Raw genomic sequence first — 19,367 nt, 5'->3', positions numbered from 1 at the left:
CGAGTGGTTGACGTTGGCAACCTCCCGAGTAAGGTTGACAGTGTCAACCTACGTGAGTGTGGAGGTGTTGGGATGCGTGTTGTCGTCACCGGTGCGACGGGCGGGATCGGGGAGCGGATCAGTCTGCGGCTGGCGGAGGCCGGTCACTCGGTGGTCCTGGTCGGCCGGGCCTGGGAGCGGATCGACGGGGCCCGGAGGCGGATCGCCGGAGCCGTGCCGGGCGCGGATCTGGGCGGTGAGGTCGCCGACCTGTCACTGGCGGCGGAGGTACGGGCGCTGGCGGAGCGGCTGGAGCCGCTGCCGGACGTCGTGATCAACAACGCCGCGGTGATCGCGCCGCTGGACGCGTCCACGAGCGAGGGCCGGCAGTTGATGCTGGCCACGAACCACCTGGCTCCGTACGTCCTGCTCCGGATCCTGGCCGAGCGGCTCGGCGACCGGCCGGCCCGGTTCGTGATCGTCGGCGCACATCCGGGCGGGCTGCGGCGGACGCCGGTCGACCTGGACGACCTGGAGTGCCGCAATCATCGGGCCCTCGGGCCGGTGCCCAGCTTCCGGCCGTTCGTCGGGTACGGGCGGACCAAGAACATGAACGCGATGTTCGGGTACGCCCTCGCGGCCCGGCTCGCCAAGACCAAGATCACCGTCAACGGCGGCCATCCGGGGATCGTCGACCAGACCGGCCTCGGCCGGAGCTCCACCGGCCTGCTTCGTCTCTTCACGGTCATGATCAACCCGTTCACGCAGAGCCTGGACGAGGGAGCCGACAACCCGTACTGGCTGGCCACCGCGCCCGAGGTCGCCGGCGTCACGGGGAAGTACTACCTGCGCCGGCGCGCGGTGCCGACCGCCGACCATACGACGGATCCCGCGCGGGTCGAGCGGCTCTGGGACGAGAGCGCGAGGCTGGTCGGGCTGCCGGCCGACGTGTCGTGAGCCTGTCGAAGGACCAGGTCGGGCTTGCCCTTCGACTGGCTCACGGAACGCGTCGGGTCCCGGGCCCGATAGGTTCGGGCCGTGACCACGACCCGGGACCGGTTGATCGACGCCGCGGCCGGCCTGTTGGACGAGGGCGGGCCGGCGGCAGTCACCCTGCGCGAGGTGGGCCGGCGGGCCGGCGTCTCACATAACGCCCCGTACAAGCACTTCCAGGACAAGCGCGATCTGCTCGCGGCCCTCGCGGCCGGTGAGCTGCGGGTGCTGGCGGGCCGGCTGGCCGACGCGACGGCGGGGGAGACCGGGGCCGCTCGGATCGGCGCGTCGCTGCGGGCTTACGTCGGCTGGGCGATTGCCGCCCCGGAGCGGTTCCGGCTGGTGTTCGGCGCCTGGACCGGCCCGCACGCCGAGCTCGAGAGCGCCGCGCAGGAGGCGGTCGCCACGATCACCGAGGCCGTAGCCTCGGCCCAGGCCGAGGATGACGCACTGCCGCGCGACACCGAGCGGTTGGTCGCCCTGCTCCGGTCGACCGCGCACGGCCTGGTCGACCTCGAACTATCCGGTCATCTCCGCAAGCGGCCCGGCGCGCCGGGACCGGACGATCTCATCGACGAGTTGATCACTCTCGTCCGCGGCGGCGGACCGGCCTAGGATCGATACCGTGACCGACTCTGCTCGATCGACGGCCGCGGACGGGCCCCGGGTGGAACTTCGTGGCGCCGAGGCGACCATGCTCGCCACGCTGTACGGACGCGCCCTGGACGCGCGCTCACCGGACCCGATCCTCGGTGACATGCTGTCGGCGGAGACCCTGGACAAGATCAACTTCGACCCGACCCGGACCGGCCTGCGGCCCGGTGATCATTACTCGGTCGCGATGCGGGCGGAGTTCCTGGACGGCTGGACCCGGGAATTCCTGGCCCGGCACCGGACCGCGACCGTGCTGCATCTCGGCTGCGGCCTGGACACCCGGGTCTGGCGGGTCAACCCAGGCCCCGGTGTCTCCTGGTACGACATCGACCTGCCGGACGTGATCGAACTGCGGCGGACCCTGTTCGGCGATCGCGCCGGCAGCACCATGATCGCCTCGTCGGTGACCGACCCCGCCTGGCTGGCCGAGGTGCCGCGGGACCGGCCGACGCTGGTGGTCGCCGAGGGCCTGGTCTACTACCTGACCGAGACCGACGGCCGGGCCCTGCTGCGCCGGCTCGTCGAAACGTTCTCCTCCGGCCAGTTGATCTTCGACGGGTTCAGCCAGCTCGGCATCAGGATGCAGCGGCTGAACGGCGCCGTGCACAAGGCCCAGGCCACGCTGCACTGGGGGATCGACTGGCCGACCGAGCTGGAGACGATCCATTGGCGACTGCGCTGCACCGACGCGGTCGGCGTCTTCGCCGCCAGCGACTTCTCCGTGCTGTCAGCGCGCTACCGGGTCCTCGCCACGCTCGGCAAGAACCTGCCGGCGCTGGCCAACATGGCGCGCTACTACCGCCTCGAGTTCTAGGAAACCCGCAGCAGGGCCGACAGCCCGTCCTGCCCGTGGCCCGCGCCGATCAGCTGCCGGATCCGCTCCGCGGCCTGGCCAAGACCGCCGTCGGCGAGCCGATTGCCGGTACGGAGCTCACCGAGCTGGTCGAGCACCGGCAGATGCTCGGCCAAGGTGGCCGGACCGCGCGGATAGTCGCGGGTCGCCACCTCGGCCGCAGTGGTCGGCGCACCGTCGACCACGTGGCGGAGCTGGGCGGCGGCCGTCTCGGTGAACTCGGTCAGCTCGATTCCGTACGCCCTCGCGGTGTCCAAGGCCCGCAGCAGGCCGAGCTGGGCGTCGTACCAGACACCGAACAGAGCCAGGTCCCAGACCGCCGCGGCGTCCGGGGATGGCCCGACATAGCGCGGGGTGCTCAGGCGTGCCAGGGTGGCCCGATGCCGGGCGAACGCGTCCTCGAGCCCGGAGTACAGGATCGTCGCGGCGGCGGTGCCGAGGTCCTCCGGACTGGTCTGCAACCCGGCATCGAGGTAGTCCGCGCCGAGATTCGCGACCCGGTCGGCGGTCCGGCGCGCGTCCTCCGGTGACCCCGTGGTCAGCGTGATCACGGTCCGCCCCGGCAGTTCGCCGGTGGCCTGGTCGAGGACCGCAGCCACGGCTCGGTGATCGGTCAAGGTCAGCAGGCTGAGCGGCGCGGCCGCGAGCGCCGCGGCGGCGGAGTCCGCGACCCCGGCGCCCGCCGCGGCCAGTTCAGCGGTGCGCTGCCGGGTCCGGTTCCACACCACGACGGGCTGCCCGGCACGCAGCAGGATGCGGGCCGCGGCGGTACCGATGGCACCGGTGCCGAGGATCGAGACCGGGCTGGGATCCGTGAAGTTCTCCATGGCTCCCAGGGTTCAACTTCAAGTGAGCTTCAGGTCAAGCCGGGCGCTCGGAAACCGTTCCGGGTAACGAGAAAGCCCCTCCCCGAGCGGCTGGCGCGCGCCGGGGAGGGGCCTCGTCGAGATCAGCCCCGGAGGGTGTCGATCGCCTCGTTCAGCACCGGCGACGGCCGCATCACGGCCGAGGTCTTCGCGGCGTCGGGCCGGTAGTAGCCGCCGATGTCGGCCGGTGACCCCTGCACCGCCAGCAGCTCCGCCGCGATCGCGGACTCCTGCTCGGTGAGCCGCTGGGCGACCGGTGTGAAGGTCGCGGCCAGTTCGGCGTCCTCGGTCTGGGCGGCGAGCCGCTGCGCCCAGTAGAGCGCCAGGTAGAAGTGGCTGCCCCGGTTGTCGATCGAGCCGAGCTTGCGGGACGGTGACTTGTTCTCGTTGAGCAGCGTCTCCGTCGCCCCGTCCAGCGCGTCGGCCAGCACCTGGGCGCGCGCGTTGTCGGTGGACTCGGCGAGGTGGCGCAGGCTCTCGGCCAGCGCCAGGAACTCGCCCAGGCTGTCCCAGCGCAGGTAGTTCTCCTTGACCAGTTGCTGGACGTGCTTCGGCGCCGAACCGCCGGCGCCGGTCTCGAACAGGCCGCCGCCGTTCATCAGCGGCACCACCGACAGCATCTTGGCGCTGGTGCCCAGTTCCAAGATCGGGAACAGGTCGGTCAGGTAGTCCCGGAGCACGTTGCCGGTCACCGAGATCGTGTCCTCGCCCTTGCGGATCCGGTCGATCGAGACCTTGATCGCGTCCACCGGGGCGAGGATCTGCAGGTCCAGGCCGTCGGTGTCATGATCACCAAGGTACGTCTTCACCTTCTCGATCAGGTTCCGATCATGGGCCCGCGTCTCGTCCAGCCAGAAGATCGCCGGCGAGCCGGTGGCCCGGGCCCGGGTCACGGCGAGCTTGACCCAGTCCTGGATCGGGGCGTCCTTGGTCTGGCAGGCCCGCCAGATGTCGCCGGCCTCGACCTCGTGGCTGATCAAGGTCTCGCCGGCGGAGTTGATCACCGCGACGGTGCCGGCGGCCGCGATCTCGAACGTCTTGTCGTGGCTGCCGTACTCCTCGGCCTTCTGCGCCATCAGCCCGACGTTCGGCACCGAGCCCATGGTGGCCGGGTCGAACGCGCCGTTGGCCCGGCAGTCGTCGAGCACCACCTGGTAGATCCCCGCGTACGAGCTGTCCGGCAGCACCGCCAGGGTGTCGGCCTCGTTCCCGTCCGGCCCCCACATGTGCCCAGAGGTCCTGATCATGGCCGGCATCGAAGCATCGACGATCACGTCGCTCGGCACGTGCAGGTTGCTGATGCCCTTGTCGGAGTTGACCATCGCCAACGCCGGCCCGTCGGCCAGGCCCTGCTCGATCGCGGCCTTGATCTCGGCGCCGTTCGGCAGTTCGGCGAGCCCGGCCAGGATCGAGCCGAGGCCGTCGTTGGGGCTCAGGCCGGCCTCGGCCAGCTCGGTCCCGTACGCCTCGAAGACCTTCGGCAGGAACGCCCGTACGGCGTGCCCGAAGATGATCGGGTCGGACACCTTCATCATGGTGGCCTTGAGGTGCAGCGAGAACAGCACGCCGTCGGCCTTGGCCCGGGCGATCTGCTCGGTCAGGAACGCGTCCAGCGCCTTGGCGCTCATGAAGGTGGCGTCGACGACCTCCCCGGCCTGCACCTTCAGGCCGTCCTTCAAGATCGTTTCGGTGCCGTCGGTCGCGGTGTGCTTGATCGTCAGCACGTCCTCGGCGGGCAGCACCACCGACTGTTCGTTGCTGCGGAAGTCACCGGCGTCGAGATGGGCCACGTTGGTCTTGGAGTCGGCGGTCCAGGCGCCCATCGAGTGCGGGTGCGAGCGCGCGTAGTTCTTCACCGAGGCGGGTGCCCGGCGGTCCGAGTTGCCCTCGCGGAGCACCGGATTGACCGCGGAGCCCTTGACCTTGTCGTAGCGGGCCCGGACCTCGGCGTCCTCGTCGGACTCGACCTCGTCGGGGTAGTCGGGCAGCGCGAAGCCCTGTGATTGCAGCTCGGCGACGGCCGCCTTCAGCTGCGGTACGGAGGCCGAGATGTTGGGCAGCTTGATGATGTTGGCCTCGGGCGTGGTGGCCAGTTCGCCGAGCTCGGCCAGCGAGTCCGGGACCTGCTGGTCGGCCGGCAGCCGATCGGCGAACGCCGCCAGGATGCGCGCCGCGACCGAGATGTCCCGGGTCTCCACCTGGACCCCGGCGCCCTTCGTGAAGGCCTCGATGATCGGGAGGAACGAGTACGTCGCGAGTAGCGGCGCCTCGTCGGTCAGGGTGTAGATGATCTTGGACAAGACGGTCTCTCCTTAACGGTCCTTCTCGCTGTCTTGATGTCAAGATATCCCACGGGCCCGAACGCTCCGAAGGGGCCCGCGGGAGCCTGGTGCGAGTCTGCCAGGTTCGGGCGCCTCCGAGAAGCGGAGGTCATACCTCCGGTTAGTGCTAGGCTGGCCGGGTGCCGAAGCAACCCGAGGCCGGCGGTCGCCCGCTCCGCCGAGACGCCGAACGCAACCGCCAGTTGATCATCGCCAGCGCCAAGGCCGCGTTCGCCGAGCGCGGGCTGCAGGTCACGCTGGACGACGTCGCGGCGCGGGCGGGGCTCGGAGTCGGCACGGTCTATCGCAAGTTCCCGAACCGGGCCGCCCTGGTCGGCGCGTTGTTCGAGGACCGGATCGCCGAGGTCGAGGCATTGGCCGACCGGACCGCCGGCAGCGACGGGCCGTCCGGGGACGGGCTCGCGGAGTTGATCACCGGACTGGCCGTGCTGCATGCCGAGGACCGTGGCCTGCGCGAGGTGCTGCTGGCCGACGAACGGGCCGGCGACCAGTTCGCGACCACCCTGCGGCGGCTGCGGCCGAAGCTTCGGCAGGTCCTGGACCGGGCCCGGGCGGACGGCAGCCTGCGGGCCGACATCGGGGTCGACGACCTGCCGGTGCTGATGGCGATGATCGGCGCCGCCGCGGACCGGTCCGGCACCGGCTGGCGCCGCTACCTGGAATTGATCATGGACGGACTACGTACCGGAGGAGAACGACGATGACGATGCCCCCCGCCCTCAAGGCCCTCGGCCCAGTGATCAACCCGGTGCTGGTGCCGCTGGCCCGGCGCATGCCGACGCTCGCCGTGCTGCACCACGTGGGGCGGCGCAGCGGACGGCGCTACCGGACGCCGGTGCAGGCGTACCGGACCGAGCAGGGCTTCCTGATCGGTCTGGTGTACGACAGCGCCGCCGACTGGGCCCGGAACCTCGAGGCCAACGGATCGGGTGAACTGACTCGGTCGGGCCGAACCTACCGGGTGTCGGCGCCGACCCGGCTCGCGGCCGCCGACGCGCTGCCGCTGCTGCCCGGACCGGCCGCCTGGATGATGCGGCTGGTCCGGGTCGAGGAGTTCGTTGCGCTCGCCGTACCGGCGGATGCCCGGCCGGAGAAGTTGATCAAGCAGACACGTCGGTGATGCCGGGCACTCCGTCGAGGACTACGAACGTCGCCGCGGTCCGTACCTGCGATTCGGGCCTGGTCACCGTGTCGACCAGCCGCAGCTTCGTGGTCAGCTGCTTCCGGTCGGCTTCCATGATCAGATAGCCGCGCTGGTTGTCGATGTAGCGCCAGTGCGGGCTGTCGGCCATGATCGGGTCGTAGGTCCGGTGGAAGGCCACCGGGTCGGAGTCGCCGCCGGAGGTGATCGAAGTCCCGGTGAACTCGGCGCCGACCACCTCCGCGCCCTCGTGGTCGAAGTCGGTCTTCAGGTCGCAGGCCCAGGTGCAGTGCCGGTCGCCGGTCATGATCACCGGGTTCCGTACCTGCCGGAACTCGTTCAGCAGCCGGCGCCGCTGCCAGCGGTAGCCGTCGAAATTGTCGAAGTCGAAGGATTCCGCGGGGCCGGCGGTCCGGTCGTTCTGGGCCCACATGACCTGGTTCGCGAGCACGTTCCAACGGGCCGGCGAGGAGGTCAGCCGGTCCAGCAGCCACGTCTCCTGCTGCTCGCCGGTGATCGTCCGGCCGGGCGCCTCGGCCTCGGCCAGCGTGCGAACCTGGTCCGACCGGTACTGCCGGGTGTCCAGCACCGGGACGTCGAGCAGCCGGCCGAACCGGAAGGCCCGGTAGATCTGCATGTCCGGGCCGTCCGGGCGCGAGCTCCGGCGGAACGGCATGTGCTCCCAGTACGCCTGCAGCGCCGCGATCCGGCGGGCCCGGAACGCCTCCGGCGTCTGCTGGTCCGGGTCCTGCGGGATGTCGTCGGCCCAGTTGTTGTCGATCTCATGATCATCGGGCGTGCAGATGAACGGGTGCGCGGCGTGTGCGGCCTGAAGATCAAGATCGGTGCGGTACTGCGCGTGCCGGTTCCGGTAGTCGGTCAGCGAGTACGGCTCGTCGGTGCCCTCGTGCGTCCGCAGCGCGTTCGGGTTCGGCCGGCCCTCGTAGATGTAGTCGCCGAGGAACGCCACGAAGTCGAGGTCCTCCGCGGCCAGGTGCCGGTGCGCGTTGTAATAGCCGGCCTCCCAGTTCTGGCAGGAGGTGACGGCCCAGCGCAGCCTGGCCGGGTCGGACTTGGCGGCCGGTGCGGTGCGGGTGCGGCCGGCCGGGCTGAGGTGATCGCCCTGGCGGAACCGGTACCAGTACGTGTGGCCCGGCTCGAGGCCGCGGACGTCGACGTGCACGCTGTGTCCTTGATCGGGCGTGGCCGGCGCGATGCCGGAGCGGACCACCCGGCGGAAGTTCTCGTCGGTGGCGACCTGCCATTCCACCCGGTAGGTGCGGGCCGGCATGCCGCCGGCCTCGAGCGGCTTCGGCGCCAGCCGGGTCCAGATCACTACGGCGTCGGGCAGCGGGTCGCCGCTGGCGACGCCGAGCGTGAACGGGTCGTCCAGCCGGGGCGGCGGGGCCGCGGCGGCAGTGATCGGGAGGGCGGAGCCGACTGCGGCGGTGCCGGCGGCCAGAGTCAGGAAGGAGCGGCGCGGGAGGCTCATGATCAACAGCGTCGGAAGCCGGCGTGACCACCGGGTCGGCCGCCGGATGACCACCCGGCGAACCTTGGCCGACCGCTGCCGCAGGTTGGCCGCCCAGTCGACCCTGGAATTCCACCGGCAGTCGTGACCCGTTGGCCGAATCGTCGCGTGTCATCGATCAACTGGCGGACTGGCGGCGCGATTCCAGGGCCGTGATCACCGCCAACACCACCGCGCCGGGTTGCTCCGTGATCATCGACCAGGTGAAGCGAAGCACCAGCCACCCGGCGAGCACGAGATCGTTCTGCCGGCTCCGGTCCCGCTCGAACGAACCAGCGGTGACGTGGATCAGCCCGTCCACTTCCAGCGCCACCCGGTGCTCGTCGAACGCGACGTCCAGGTAGTACGTCCGCCCGTGCACAGCAACGCGGCGGTTGGCGACCCAACCGTTGATGCCGGCCGCCCGAAGCAGTCGGTGGAACCGCCGCTCGGCCTCCGACCACGGCTCGGAGCGGGAGTCGATCAGGAGGCGCCGGCGTTCGAGGTTGCCGGGCCGCTCAGGCGTGAGCCGCAGGGCGTCCCACAGCTGGGTCAGCGTTGCTGCCCTGGTCCGCAGCACCGTGTCGATCGCGTCGCCGCCGTGCGTCCGGCAGAGGTCCAGCGCGGTCAGGGCGGGCACCGTGCAGCGGAGACCATGACGTTCCATGATCAACTGCGATGGGATGCGCCGGCGCTGCATCAGGAATCCCCGCGCACGGCACCGGCGCTTCGAGGTGAACCCGACCTCCGGCACTGGCAGGTTGGGCAGATAGGTCAGTCGGGCCGCGGCCGCTCCCGTGATCACCGCGTCCGGGTCCCACGCCACAACGGCCTGGATCCGGACCTCGGGTACTGCGGCGTCCGCGGCCGCCACATAGATCGACGGCAGGATCCGAACCAGACGGCCGGTCCGGGCCAGCCAGTCGATCTGAGCAGCGAGTTCGGGGCGGCGGCGACGGTCGACCAGCCCGTGCCGGCGGAGCAGCGTCACCACGTCGGAATGCTTCATGGTCGGGAATCTGCGCAGGAATCCTCCCTATCGTTCAGGCCGGCGGAGATCTGTGGACGACGCGCGTCGGCCAGTGCGGACTGTGGAAACCTGGAGTTCGACCACCAGTGGATCCAGCACGCGCGACACGCCGAGCAAGCCGGAGGATGGCGCCGAGTGGTGGCCGGATTCCAGGGTGGCGCTGTCTGCGAGAATGGCCGCGCCATGAATGCTTCTCGCGGATTCCGCCGCTTCCCGACCGCCTGCTCCCGTCGCTCCGGCCTGGTGCGCCCGAACGTCGCAGGAGAGACCCGATGACGAACTCGCTGCCCAGCCTCGCCGCCGCCCTGTGGGACTTCGACGGCACCCTGGCCGACACCGAGCCGCTCTGGGTCGCCGCCGAGTACGAACTCGTCGGCAGCCTCGGTCACGAGTGGTCGGACGATCATGCCGAGCAGCTGGTCGGCAACTCGCTGCTCGACTCGGGGGCGTACATCCTGAACACGATCGGCCGGACCGACCTGGACCCGGCCTGGGTGGTCGACGAACTGCTGACCCGCGTGGTGGCGCAGTTCAAGAGCGGCGAGGTGCCGTGGCGGCCGGGCGCGCTCGAGCTGCTCGCCTCCCTGAACGAGGCCGGCGTGCCGTGCGCGCTGGTCTCGGCTTCCTACCGGGTGCTGCTGGACGCGGCGATCGAGCGCCTCCCGCCGGGCACGTTCCAGACGTCGGTCGCCGGCGACGAGGTGACCAACGGCAAGCCCCATCCGGAACCGTACGAGACCGCGTGCCGCAAGCTCGGGGTCGCCGCGCACGACTGCGTGGTGTTCGAGGATTCCGGCACCGGGGCCCGGTCCGGCAACACGGCCGGGGCCGTCGTGGTCGCGGTGGAGAACCTGGTGCACATCCCGTCGGCGCCGCGCCGGGTCCACGTCCGGTCGATGACCGAGCTGGACGCGAAGGCGGTGGCCCGGCTGCTCGAGGAGATCAATGCCGAGTCGTAGCACCGGCCGGATCGCCGCACTGGTCGCGGCGGCCGGTCTGCTGCTGGGCGGGTGTTACGTGCCGAACGACACGCCGCCGGTGCCGACGCCGAGCCCGAAGCGGCCGTTCACCGTGATGTCGACCGACCCGATCCGGGTGGTCGACCCGGCCGGCGTCGTCGACCAGGGTTCGGCGATCCTGGCCCAGAACGTCTACCAGCGCCTGATGACGGCGGATCCGGGCAGCAGCACGCCCAAGCCGGACGCCGCGTCGCGGGACTGCATGTACACCTCGGCCACGGTCTACACCTGCACGCTGAGCACGGACCTGAAGTTCCACAACGGGCACGACCTCACCTCGAGCGACGTGAAGTTCAGCATCGAGCGGCTGATCCGGCTCGACGTGCCGAACTCGTCGGCGATCCTGTTCACCTCGCTGCGCCGGATCCAGACCCCGGACCCGCTGACGGTCGAGTTCGTGCTCAGCCGGCCGGACAGCCAGTTCCGCTGGGCGCTGGCCTCGATCGGCGCCTCGATCGTCGACGAGGAGACGTACGACGCCGACGAGCTCCGGCCGGCCGACCAGCCGATCGTCGGCTCGGGTCCGTACCAGGTCAGCCGGTTCGCCGAGAACGAGCTGCAGCTGGCGATCTTCACCGGCTACAAGGGCCGGACGCCGGGCCGGCTGCAGGGACTGGTCTATCGCACCGAGCCGGACTCCGGGGTCATCGAGGAGGCGATCGCGGACGCCGAGGTCGACGTGGTCTGGCGCGGCCTCAACGCGGCGGCGGTGACCCGGCTGCGGCAGCAGGCGACGGCGGCGCCCAACTCGCCGGAGGGCTTCACCAGCCGCGAGCTGCCCGGGGCTCGGGTGCAGCAGCTGATCTGGAACCCGGAGTCGCGGGCCGGCCAGAATGCCGCGGTACGCAAGGCGATCGCGCTCGCCCTGCAGTCGGACCGGACGCTGGACTCGATCGTCCCGCCCACGGTGGCCGGCTACGTGTCGAGCTTCCCGGTCGGCGGCGTGGCGGAGCCGAGTGTGACCTGGGCGAAGCGGATCCAGCTCACACTCTCCTACGACCCGACCAGCCCGGACGAGCGGGACCTGGCCAACCAGATCCGCAGCCGGCTGGAGGACACCGGCGGCCTGAGCGTACGGATCCGTCCGCTGGCCACCGAGGCCGATCTGACCCTGGCGGACCGGAAGGCCTGGTCGGCGACCCCGGTGGCCTGGCTGCAGCCATACCTGTCCGCGCCGCCGGAGTCGAGCAGGACCGCGGTCCAGACGCTGGAGGCGCAGTACCGGGCCACCTCGGACAACGCGGAGGCGCAGACCGTGATCGCGCAGCTGCAGACGAAGGCGGCGGCCGATCTGACCGTGCTGCCGATCAGTCAGAGCGACGAATATCTGTTCATCCGGGTCGGGGTCGACGTCGACCCGCTCTCCTTCGGTCCCGGCTGGCAACTCGGATTCTGGGGGATGAGCGGTGGCTGAACCGACGCAGGACTACTCCGGCGTCCGCCGCGGCGACCTGCGCGCCGGCGAGCGCGTCACGCTGACCGACCCGAAGGGCCGGCGGCACTCGATCGTGCTGGCCGAGGGCGCCAAGTTCCACACCGCCAAGGGTGTCGTCGATCATGACGAACTGATCGGCAGGCCGGAGGGCCGGGTGGTCCGGTCTCTGGGCGGGACCCAGTTCCTGGTGCTGCGGCCGCTGCTCGGCGAGTTCACCACGACGATGCCGCGCGGCGCCGCTGTGGTCTACCCCAAGGACGCCGCCCAGATCGTCACCGGTGCGGACATCTTCCCTGGTGCGCGGGTGATCGAGGCCGGCGCCGGGTCCGGCGCGCTGACCCTCAGCCTGCTCCGTGCGATCGGCCCGACCGGCCGACTGATCTCGTACGAACGCCGGCAGGACTTCGCCGAGGTCGCCGCCCGCAACGTGCGGAACTTCCTCGGCGCCGAGCACCCGGCCTGGACCTTGATCACCGGCGACCTGGTGGAGCGGCTGGCGGCCGAGGATCCGGGCCAGGTGGACCGGGTGGTGCTGGACATGCTGGCGCCGTGGGACTGCGTCGAGGCGGCCGGCCGGGTGCTGGTCCCGGGCGGCGTGTTCTGCTGCTACGTGGCAACGGTCACCCAGCTGGGCCGGGTGGTCGAGACGCTCCGGGTGCACGGCGGTTACACCGAGCCGGAGGCGACCGAGTCGATCATCCGCGGCTGGCAGGCCGAGGGGCTGGCGATCCGGCCGCAGCACACGATGGTCGGCCACACCGGGTTCTTGATCACCAGCCGGCGGCTGGCCCCCGGCGAGACCGCTCCGGTACGCAAGCGCCGCCCGGCCCCGGGAGCGTACGGCGCCGACTACGACGGCCCCCGGGCCGCGGGTCAGAACGGGCCGACGGCCCCGGACGACGCTGCGTCCCAGGACGGTGATCAATTACCGGGTGGGAGTTCCGCTGCCGGGTAAGGTCTTCGGAGGAGGTGAGGGGGAGTGACCACACCGAACGAAGGCCGGGACGTCCTGGTAGCCCAGATCGCATCCCTGAGAGCCGAATTGGATCGCCTCCGCGAGCGCATCGCGGCCCATCCACACGACATCGCCGTCCTCGAACGCCGACTGGCGGAAGCCCGCCAGGACGCCCGGAACACGGCGGCCAACAATGATCGACTGGCCTCGACCCTGCGCGAGGCGCGGGACCAGATCGTCGCCCTGAAGGCCGAGGTGGACCGGCTGGCGCAGCCGCCGGCGAGCTTCGGCGTGTTCCTCGGGGCGCCCGAGGACGGCTCCGAGGGTACGGCCGACATCTTCACGGCCGGCCGGAAGATGCGGGTCAGCGTCAGCCCGGACGTTTCGGCGGACCTGCTCGAGCCGGGCCGCGAGGTCATGGTCAACGAGGCGCTGAACGTGGTGGGCGTGCTCGGCTACGACCGGGTCGGCGAGGTGGTGCTGCTCAAGGAGGTGCTGGACGACGGGCTGCGCGCGCTCGTGGTCGGGCACGGCGACGAGGAGAGCATCGTCTGGCTCGGCCTGGCCCTGCGCTCCACCCAGCTGCGGTCCGGCGACTCGCTGCTGATCGACCGGCGGGTGCACTTCGCCTACGAGCGGATCCCGAAGCTCGACGTCGAGGAACTGGTGCTGGAGGACGTACCGGACATCGACTACGACGATCTCGGCGGCCTGGGCGGCCAGATCGAGTCGATCCGCGACGCGGTCGAGCTGCCGTACCTGCACAAGGAACTGTTCGCCGAGCACCAGCTGAAGGCGCCCAAGGGCGTCCTGCTGTACGGCCCGCCGGGCTGTGGCAAGACCATGATCGCCAAGGCGGTCGCGAACTCGCTGGCCAAGAAGGTGACCGAGCGGACCGGCCAGGAGGGGCGCAGCTTCTTCCTCAACATCAAGGGCCCGGAGCTGCTGAACAAGTACGTCGGCGAGACCGAGCGGCACATCCGGCTGGTCTTCCAGCGGGCCCGCGACAAGGCGTCAGACGGCATGCCGGTGATCGTCTTCTTCGACGAGATGGACTCGCTGTTCCGGACCCGCGGCTCGGGCGTCTCGTCCGATGTCGAGAACACGATCGTGCCGCAGTTGCTCAGCGAGATCGACGGCGTCGAGGGCCTGGACAACGTGATCATCATCGGTGCCTCGAACCGCGAGGACATGATCGATCCGGCGATCCTGCGCCCGGGCCGGCTGGACGTCAAGATCAAGATCGAACGACCGGATGCCGAGGCGGCCCGGGAGATCTTCAGCAAGTACCTGACGCCCAGCCTGCCGCTGCACGCCGATGATCTTGCCGAGTTCGAGGGCGACCCGGTGGCCACCACGGCGGCCATGATCGACCGCGTGGTGACCCGGATGTACGCCGAGTCGGAGGACAACCAGTTCCTCGAGGTGACGTACGCCGGCGGCGACAAGGAGGTCCTGTACTTCAAGGACTTCAACTCCGGCGCCATGATCCAGAACGTCGTCGACCGGGCCAAGAAGATGGCGATCAAGGACCTGCTCGACACCGGGGTCCGGGGCTTGCGGATCGAGCATCTGCTGCAGGCCTGCCGGGACGAGTTCGCCGAGAACGAGGACCTACCGAACACGACCAACCCGGACGACTGGGCCAAGATCTCGGGCAAGAAGGGGGAGCGGATCGTCTTCATCCGCACCCTGATCTCGTCCTCCAAGGGCACCCAGCCGGGCCGGTCCATCGACACCGTGTCCAACACCGGCCAATATCTCTAAGGACGACAGCGAGGAAGGCCCCGGGTTCGCAGGAACCCGGGGCCTTCGTCGTCGGTACTCCTCAGCGGAGGCGACCGGAGTACCACGCCGTGCCGTCGTCGCGGTCCGGGTCCTGCACCGTCCAGCCGACGGTCCGCCCGGCCAGTTGTACGGCGGCCCGCTCCGGGAGATCGGTCAGCTGGTGCAGCCGGCAGCCGCCCCGGAGATCGAGCAGCAGACCGAGCCGGATCGTGTTCTCGCGGGTGCGGACCGTGTCCCGCGTGACGATCGCGAGCACGTCGTCGCCGGCGACGACCGAGGCAGGCGTCTGGCCCTTGCCCGGAAGGATCCGCGCGATCAGGGTGGAGCCGCGGTAGACGACCACCTCGGCGTCATCGATCCAGGCGGTCAGGTCGCCGAAGGCGGTCAGACCGCCACCGCCGGCGCCCTGGTGGACCGGCTCGGTCTTCCCGCCGGTCAGCGACGTGCGGCGGAAGCCGCGATCCTCCCCGGAATAGGGCCGGTAGTAGAGCCAACCCTCGGTGATCACCGGGCTGATGGCGTTCTCGGCGACCAGCCGGACCGGCTCGCGGCTCGCGAGTCGGCGGCCGTAGATGTTGGTGCCCGGATTCGGGTCGGCCTCGCCACGCAGCTCGGCCCAATAGGCCGAGCCGTTCCAAAGCCGTACCTCGTGCGGAGCGGGATCGAAGTCGGTCGGATCGCTGGTCGACCGGGCCACGCGGCTGATCTTCTTCGTGGAGCGGTCGAACGCGTAGATCTCCCAACCGGTCGTCTGGTCGCCCTGTTCGATCCAGGCCACGAAGCTCTCGTCGAACGCTGCGGACAAAGTGGCGCGGCGCGGGTGCAGGTCGTCGGTGCCGCGGATCTCGGTGCGCTGCCCGGTGTCCGGGTCCTCGACGTACAAGCGGCCGGGTTGCGGATGCTTCGTCGGCTCATTCGGGTCGACGTTCGCGGCGCCGGGCTGGTAGCCGACCTCCAGCAGAACCTCACCGTTCGGCGCGACCGCGAGCACCCGGACCCGCTGGCCGTCCTCCTCGGCCGGGCGGAGCTTCGGATCGGCGACGGGCCGCTGGGCCGGGTCGGTGACGGCATCGGCGATCGAGATCATGCCCGGGGTGCAGGCACGGACCCGTGCAGCCGACGTCGGCGCCGTCGAAGGTACGGCCGAAGGCGGCACGGCCGGGTCGAAGCTGGGGCGGCCGGCCTGCGACGTGACGACGGGTACGGCGATCGCGAGGATCGCGACCACGATTCCGACGGCGCCTCCGACCAGCCTCCGCTGGCGGCGCAGTCGGCGCTGACCGCGGGCCAGATCCTCGGCGGGCGAGACGGGTTCGGGTTGACCGGCGAAGCAGTCCTCGAAGTCGTCCCGGTTGAGCTGGAGATCGTCCGACATCAGGATTCTCCGATCATTTCCGTCTTGGGCTTCGACGAGTCGGGTGGCGCGGCGAGGAGGACCTTGAGTCGTTCCAGCGCGCGGGCGGTCTGGCTCTTCACCGTCCCCTCGGTGATCCGCAGATCCCGGGCGACCTCGGCCACCGAACAGCCCCACCAGTGCCGCAGGACCACGACCTGGCGTTGTCGCGCCGGCAGCAGGCGAAGGGATTCCAGCAGCGCGTGCCGCTCCTCGTACGCCATGCCTTCCGGAGCGGCCGAAGAGGTGTCGATCACGTCGCCGCCCGGCAGCACCGAACGGCGGTTCGACCGCCACTGGTCGATCGCGGTCCGCGCGATCATCCGGCGCAGGTAGCCGTCGGCCTGCTCCTTGCGGATCCGCGGCCAGGCCAGATAGGCCTTGACCAGGACGATCTGGACCACGTCCTCGGCCAGTCCCCAGTCACCACAGAGCAGGTACGCGGCACGGAGCAGGGTCGTTCGTTGCTTCGCCACGTACTCGGTGAATTCCGCATCGCGCCGTGCCATCGATCCTCCCGAGTCGGGACCCCGTCGAACCCTCGTGCCATCTATACGGTGCGGCGGCCGATTCGGTTGTCAAGGCCACGAAATCGCACTCCGACGAGCGAGGATCACGACCGAAGGTCAGGACCCCGGCGCCAGGGGAGAGCACCGGGGTCCTGCGGGAGGAGGTCAGCGCAGCCGGCCGATGTAATCCGCACGGTGGTCCGGCTGGTCCGGATCGGGCACGGACCAGGCGATGGTTCGGCCGGCGATCCGGACCGAAGCCATTCCCTCGGCCTTGGCCAGGTGGTGCAGCCGGCAGCCGTTGCGAAGATCGAGCAGCATGTCGTCGTTGGCTCCGTTGTCGCCGGTCACGAACCCGATCATGTTGTCGCCGACCGACAGGTCTCCCGGTCGGACACCCTTGCCGTCGACCCGAGCGATCCTCGTGGTTCCCCGATAGACCAGCACATCCTCGCCCTCCACCCAGGCGACGAGGTCCCCCGCTGCGGCCAGCCCCGCGCCTGATTTGTCCGTCTCGCGGTGGAAGATCTCCGACTTCCCGTCGGCCAGAGACATCCGGTAGATGGTGTAGCCGGCTTCGGGGTCGGTGGTGTAGGCCTGGTAGTAGAGCCAACCGTCCCCGGCAACAGGATCGTGGACGTTTTCGACGAGCAACCGGGTCGGCTCCCCGCTGTCGAGCTTGCGACTGTAGATGTTGAACTGGACGGGCTGGTTACCCGATGTGTCCCGGACCTCGTACCAGTAGACCGTCCCGTTCCACAGCGTTGCCCGGTGGGGGGCGAGGTCTTCGTCGGGTGCCGTGTCCGACCCGGCAACCTTGCTGATCTTGCCCGTCACGCGGTCGAAGGCGTACATGTTCCAGGCCGAGGAATTGACGGTCGTGTCGGGGGTGTCGATCCAGATCACGAATCTCTCATCGAACGCTGCGAAGAACGTCTGGGTCTTCGGGATGAGGTCGTCGTCGCCACGTACCGGGGTGCGCTGCCCGGTCACCGGATCCTCGATGTAGAGCCGGCCGGGCGACAGTTCGACGACATCGTTCTTGCTGGTCGCATCCCGGCCGACCTCGAGCAGCATCTCGCCCGTGGCGGCTACGGCGAGGACCATCACCTGCTCACCGTTCTCCTCGGACGGCTGGAGCTCGATCTGCTCGATCGGTCGTTGGTCCGGGGCGTTGATGGCGTTCTTGACCGAGATCGTCTCGGGCGTACAGGCCGAGGGCATGATCGTGGCCGTCGGCACGGCGGTGGGGGTTTCGGCCGGATCGAAACGACCCGGTCCGAAGGTCTGCGACGTCAGCAGCGGTACGGCGAGCACGACGACGGCCACGATCCCGGCGACCACACCGCCGGCCGTCCGGCGGCGCCGGCGGAGCAGGTGTCGGCCGCGGACCACGTCACCGGCGGCGGAGGGTGACGGGGGTTCGCCGGTGAAGCAGTCGTCGAAGTCCTCGCGGCGCAGTTGCGGGTCGTTCATCAGGATTCTCCGATCAGCTCGGCGTGCGGCGGGGAAGGCGGGGAGGGTTGGCCGGCTGGCGGCCCGAGGATCGATTTCAGCCGGACCAGGGCCCGGGCGGTCTGGCTCTTGACGGTGCCCTGGGTGATCATCAGGTCCCGGGCGACCTCGGCGACCGAGCAGCCCCACCAGTGCCGCAGCACGACGATCTGGCGTTGCCGCCCGGGCAGCTGTCGGAGCGCGGCGAGCAGCACCGAACGCTCCTCGTAGCCGACCCCGGCGGGTGCGGCCGGGACCAGGTCGATCAGGGCGTCACCGGGCAGTACGGCCCGCCGGCTGGGCCGGCGCCACTCGTCCACCGCCGTCCGCGCGATCATCCGCCGTACGTAGGCGTCGGCCCGGTCCCGGTGCACCCGGGGCCACGCGACGTAGAGCTTCATCAGGACGACCTGGACGACGTCCTCGGCCTGCGTCCAATCCCCGCAGAGCAGGTACGCGGCCCGCCGGAGCGTCGGTCTGCGTTCGTCGACGTACTCCGTGAACTCGGCATCGCGTCGTGCCATTGATCCTCCCGTAGTAGGGACCGGTCGAGCTTGAGTGCCCCCTATACGGCCGGACCTCCGAATCGGTTGTCAACGATTCGCAGATTCCTCCCGGATCCGGCGCAGCCGGTCGAACGCGGCCGGCCGCGGCGGGTCGTCGAGCACCGGCAGGATCCGGTCCACCACCTGCTCGACGGAGGTTTGCGAGGTGTCGACGGTGAGGTCGTAGCAGCCGTGGTCGTGCAGCGCGTGCAGTTCCGGCTGGTCGAGATCCATCGGGCCCTTCCGCCGATCCGTCCCGTGGTCGGCCAGCCAGTGCCGGTCCAGATAGCCGCGCCGGAACTCGTCCAGGCCGAGGTAGAAGTGCGGCTCGGCGAGCCGCTGCTGCAACGCCCGGGCGGTCGAGGACTTGCCGACGCTCGGCGTACCGTTCAGGAAGACGATCCGCGCAGCCATGCGGGGCCGGTCAGCCGGCGGCGGCGTGCCGGGCCTGGCGGATCAGTCGGTAACCGAGGCGCCAGCCGATCAGCAGCACGGCGAGGCTGATCGCGGCGACGACGATGAACGGGGTCTCAGCGGTGTCGCCGGAGGCGAGCCGGAGGGCGATGCCGCCGACGACCGTGCAGGCCCAGACGACGATCCCAGCGGTCAGTCCGGCCGTCCCGGCGGACCTCAGCGACGGCCGGAGCCGCTGCCAGAGCAGGGCGAGCGCGGTGCCGAGCGCGGTGCCGACGAGGAACGGCCAGGCGGTCAGCGTGACGCCGACCAGGTCGACCGATTCGGCGTGGCTGTTGCGGCCGACGATGGCGAAGCCGAGGACCGCGATCAGGTCGATGGTGAATGCCAGCGGGAGCTTCACGGCAGCACTCTAGTACCGCGGCGCGGTTCCGGGTCCCGAACCGG

The 19,367-nt window shown here is 70.3% G+C and carries 18 protein-coding genes and 1 pseudogene; 9 read left to right on the top strand and 10 right to left on the bottom strand.

Going from position 1 to position 19,367, the window contains the following annotated elements; genetic code table 11:
* Positions 1 to 72 precede the first annotated feature (72 nt).
* From BKA15_RS01845 to BKA15_RS01835, 3 genes are all read left to right on the top strand, one after another.
* On the top strand, positions 73 to 936 hold the full coding sequence (locus BKA15_RS01845; RefSeq protein WP_179747833.1) for an SDR family NAD(P)-dependent oxidoreductase: 864 nt from the start codon (positions 73 to 75) through the stop codon (positions 934 to 936).
* Positions 937 to 1,017: 81 nt separating this feature from the next.
* On the top strand, positions 1,018 to 1,587 hold the full coding sequence (locus BKA15_RS01840; protein ID WP_179747832.1) for a TetR/AcrR family transcriptional regulator: 570 nt from the start codon (positions 1,018 to 1,020) through the stop codon (positions 1,585 to 1,587).
* Between the two features lie 10 nt (positions 1,588 to 1,597).
* On the top strand, positions 1,598 to 2,440 hold the full coding sequence (locus BKA15_RS01835; RefSeq protein ID WP_218871019.1) for a class I SAM-dependent methyltransferase: 843 nt from the start codon (positions 1,598 to 1,600) through the stop codon (positions 2,438 to 2,440).
* Here the strand turns inward: BKA15_RS01835 and BKA15_RS01830 are convergent.
* Positions 2,437 to 3,306: an NAD(P)-binding domain-containing protein gene (locus tag BKA15_RS01830; RefSeq protein WP_179747831.1), complete on the bottom strand. Its 870-nt coding sequence runs from the start codon at positions 3,304 to 3,306 to the stop codon at positions 2,437 to 2,439. The genes BKA15_RS01835 and BKA15_RS01830 overlap by 4 nt on opposite strands.
* A gap of 122 nt (positions 3,307 to 3,428) precedes the next feature.
* Positions 3,429 to 5,645: an NADP-dependent isocitrate dehydrogenase gene (locus BKA15_RS01825; protein WP_179747830.1), complete on the bottom strand. Its 2,217-nt coding sequence runs from the start codon at positions 5,643 to 5,645 to the stop codon at positions 3,429 to 3,431.
* Positions 5,646 to 5,806: 161 nt separating this feature from the next.
* Between BKA15_RS01825 and BKA15_RS01820 the strand changes: the two genes are divergently transcribed.
* Together BKA15_RS01820 and BKA15_RS34720 are read left to right on the top strand one after the other, a co-directional pair.
* Positions 5,807 to 6,391: a TetR/AcrR family transcriptional regulator gene (locus BKA15_RS01820; RefSeq protein WP_179747829.1), complete on the top strand. Its 585-nt coding sequence runs from the start codon at positions 5,807 to 5,809 to the stop codon at positions 6,389 to 6,391.
* Positions 6,388 to 6,807, top strand: a complete 420-nt coding sequence (locus tag BKA15_RS34720; protein WP_218871018.1) for a nitroreductase family deazaflavin-dependent oxidoreductase — start codon at positions 6,388 to 6,390, stop codon at positions 6,805 to 6,807. The genes BKA15_RS01820 and BKA15_RS34720 overlap by 4 nt, the downstream gene beginning before the upstream one ends.
* On the opposite strand, the gene BKA15_RS01815 is transcribed toward BKA15_RS34720, so the two are convergent.
* Complete coding sequence (locus tag BKA15_RS01815; RefSeq protein WP_218871017.1) at positions 6,788 to 8,374, bottom strand: alkaline phosphatase D family protein; 1,587 nt, start codon at positions 8,372 to 8,374, stop codon at positions 6,788 to 6,790. The genes BKA15_RS34720 and BKA15_RS01815 overlap by 20 nt on opposite strands.
* Positions 8,375 to 8,477: 103 nt before the next feature.
* Positions 8,478 to 9,347: an endonuclease domain-containing protein gene (locus BKA15_RS01810; protein WP_179747828.1), complete on the bottom strand. Its 870-nt coding sequence runs from the start codon at positions 9,345 to 9,347 to the stop codon at positions 8,478 to 8,480.
* Between the two features lie 293 nt (positions 9,348 to 9,640).
* Here BKA15_RS01810 and BKA15_RS01805 point away from each other — a divergent pair, with 293 nt between their 5' ends.
* The 4 genes and pseudogenes from BKA15_RS01805 to arc all read left to right on the top strand — a co-directional run bounded on the left by BKA15_RS01805 (position 9,641) and on the right by arc (position 14,544).
* Positions 9,641 to 10,327, top strand: coding sequence for an HAD family hydrolase (locus BKA15_RS01805; protein ID WP_179747827.1), 687 nt, complete (start codon positions 9,641 to 9,643; stop codon positions 10,325 to 10,327).
* Positions 10,314 to 11,801 (top strand): ABC transporter substrate-binding protein, encoded by a 1,488-nt coding sequence (locus tag BKA15_RS01800; RefSeq protein WP_179747826.1) that lies wholly within the window; start codon positions 10,314 to 10,316, stop codon positions 11,799 to 11,801. The genes BKA15_RS01805 and BKA15_RS01800 overlap by 14 nt, the downstream gene beginning before the upstream one ends.
* 31 nt (positions 11,802 to 11,832) lie before the next feature.
* A pseudogene (locus BKA15_RS01795) lies at positions 11,833 to 12,777 on the top strand (tRNA (adenine-N1)-methyltransferase); the annotation flags it as partial.
* A 24-nt stretch (positions 12,778 to 12,801) separates the two neighbouring features.
* Entirely contained in the window at positions 12,802 to 14,544 is a 1,743-nt protein-coding gene (gene arc / locus BKA15_RS01790; protein WP_179747824.1) for a proteasome ATPase, read from the top strand.
* Between the two features lie 61 nt (positions 14,545 to 14,605).
* Here arc and BKA15_RS01785 read toward each other — a convergent pair whose 3' ends face one another.
* The 6 genes from BKA15_RS01785 to BKA15_RS01760 form a co-directional block, all read right to left on the bottom strand.
* Positions 14,606 to 15,940, bottom strand: a complete 1,335-nt coding sequence (locus BKA15_RS01785) for a hypothetical protein (RefSeq protein ID WP_179747823.1) — start codon at positions 15,938 to 15,940, stop codon at positions 14,606 to 14,608.
* Complete coding sequence (locus BKA15_RS01780; protein ID WP_179747822.1) at positions 15,940 to 16,467, bottom strand: SigE family RNA polymerase sigma factor; 528 nt, start codon at positions 16,465 to 16,467, stop codon at positions 15,940 to 15,942. Before BKA15_RS01780 ends, BKA15_RS01785 begins: the two co-directional genes overlap by 1 nt.
* A gap of 165 nt (positions 16,468 to 16,632) precedes the next feature.
* Complete coding sequence (locus BKA15_RS01775; protein ID WP_179747821.1) at positions 16,633 to 17,943, bottom strand: hypothetical protein; 1,311 nt, start codon at positions 17,941 to 17,943, stop codon at positions 16,633 to 16,635.
* Positions 17,943 to 18,485, bottom strand: a complete 543-nt coding sequence (locus tag BKA15_RS01770) for a SigE family RNA polymerase sigma factor (protein WP_179747820.1) — start codon at positions 18,483 to 18,485, stop codon at positions 17,943 to 17,945. The genes BKA15_RS01775 and BKA15_RS01770 overlap by 1 nt, the downstream gene beginning before the upstream one ends.
* A gap of 69 nt (positions 18,486 to 18,554) precedes the next feature.
* Positions 18,555 to 18,920, bottom strand: a complete 366-nt coding sequence (locus BKA15_RS01765; protein ID WP_179747819.1) for a phosphotransferase-like protein — start codon at positions 18,918 to 18,920, stop codon at positions 18,555 to 18,557.
* Positions 18,921 to 18,930: 10 nt separating this feature from the next.
* The gene (locus BKA15_RS01760) at positions 18,931 to 19,323 is read right to left on the bottom strand and encodes a DUF3054 domain-containing protein (RefSeq protein WP_179747818.1); all 393 of its coding nucleotides are present in this window, start codon (positions 19,321 to 19,323) and stop codon (positions 18,931 to 18,933) included.
* Positions 19,324 to 19,367: the final 44 nt, after the last annotated feature.

The sequence above is a fragment of the Microlunatus parietis genome, assembly GCF_013407955.1.
GTDB classification, from domain to species: Bacteria; Actinomycetota; Actinomycetes; order Propionibacteriales; family Propionibacteriaceae; genus Microlunatus; species Microlunatus parietis.
Note: the sequence above shows the minus strand (reverse complement) of the source record. Positions and strands in the feature narration are given on the sequence as shown.

Bases quoted from the DNA above. Each gene is read 5' to 3' on its own strand.
- BKA15_RS01770 (WP_179747820.1), bottom strand. From the start codon at position 18,485: ATGGCACGACGCGATGCCGAGTTCACGGAGTACGTCGACGAACGCAGA.
- BKA15_RS01830 (WP_179747831.1), bottom strand. From the start codon at position 3,306: ATGGAGAACTTCACGGATCCCAGCCCGGTCTCGATCCTCGGCACCGGT.
- BKA15_RS01805 (WP_179747827.1), top strand. From the start codon at position 9,641: ATGACGAACTCGCTGCCCAGCCTCGCCGCCGCCCTGTGGGACTTCGAC.
- BKA15_RS01785 (WP_179747823.1), bottom strand. From the start codon at position 15,940: ATGTCGGACGATCTCCAGCTCAACCGGGACGACTTCGAGGACTGCTTC.
- BKA15_RS01780 (WP_179747822.1), bottom strand. From the start codon at position 16,467: ATGGCACGGCGCGATGCGGAATTCACCGAGTACGTGGCGAAGCAACGA.
- BKA15_RS01845 (WP_179747833.1), top strand. From the start codon at position 73: ATGCGTGTTGTCGTCACCGGTGCGACGGGCGGGATCGGGGAGCGGATC.
- BKA15_RS01810 (WP_179747828.1), bottom strand. From the start codon at position 9,347: ATGAAGCATTCCGACGTGGTGACGCTGCTCCGCCGGCACGGGCTGGTC.
- BKA15_RS01775 (WP_179747821.1), bottom strand. From the start codon at position 17,943: ATGAACGACCCGCAACTGCGCCGCGAGGACTTCGACGACTGCTTCACC.
- BKA15_RS01800 (WP_179747826.1), top strand. From the start codon at position 10,314: ATGCCGAGTCGTAGCACCGGCCGGATCGCCGCACTGGTCGCGGCGGCC.
- BKA15_RS01765 (WP_179747819.1), bottom strand. From the start codon at position 18,920: ATGGCTGCGCGGATCGTCTTCCTGAACGGTACGCCGAGCGTCGGCAAG.
- BKA15_RS34720 (WP_218871018.1), top strand. From the start codon at position 6,388: ATGACGATGCCCCCCGCCCTCAAGGCCCTCGGCCCAGTGATCAACCCG.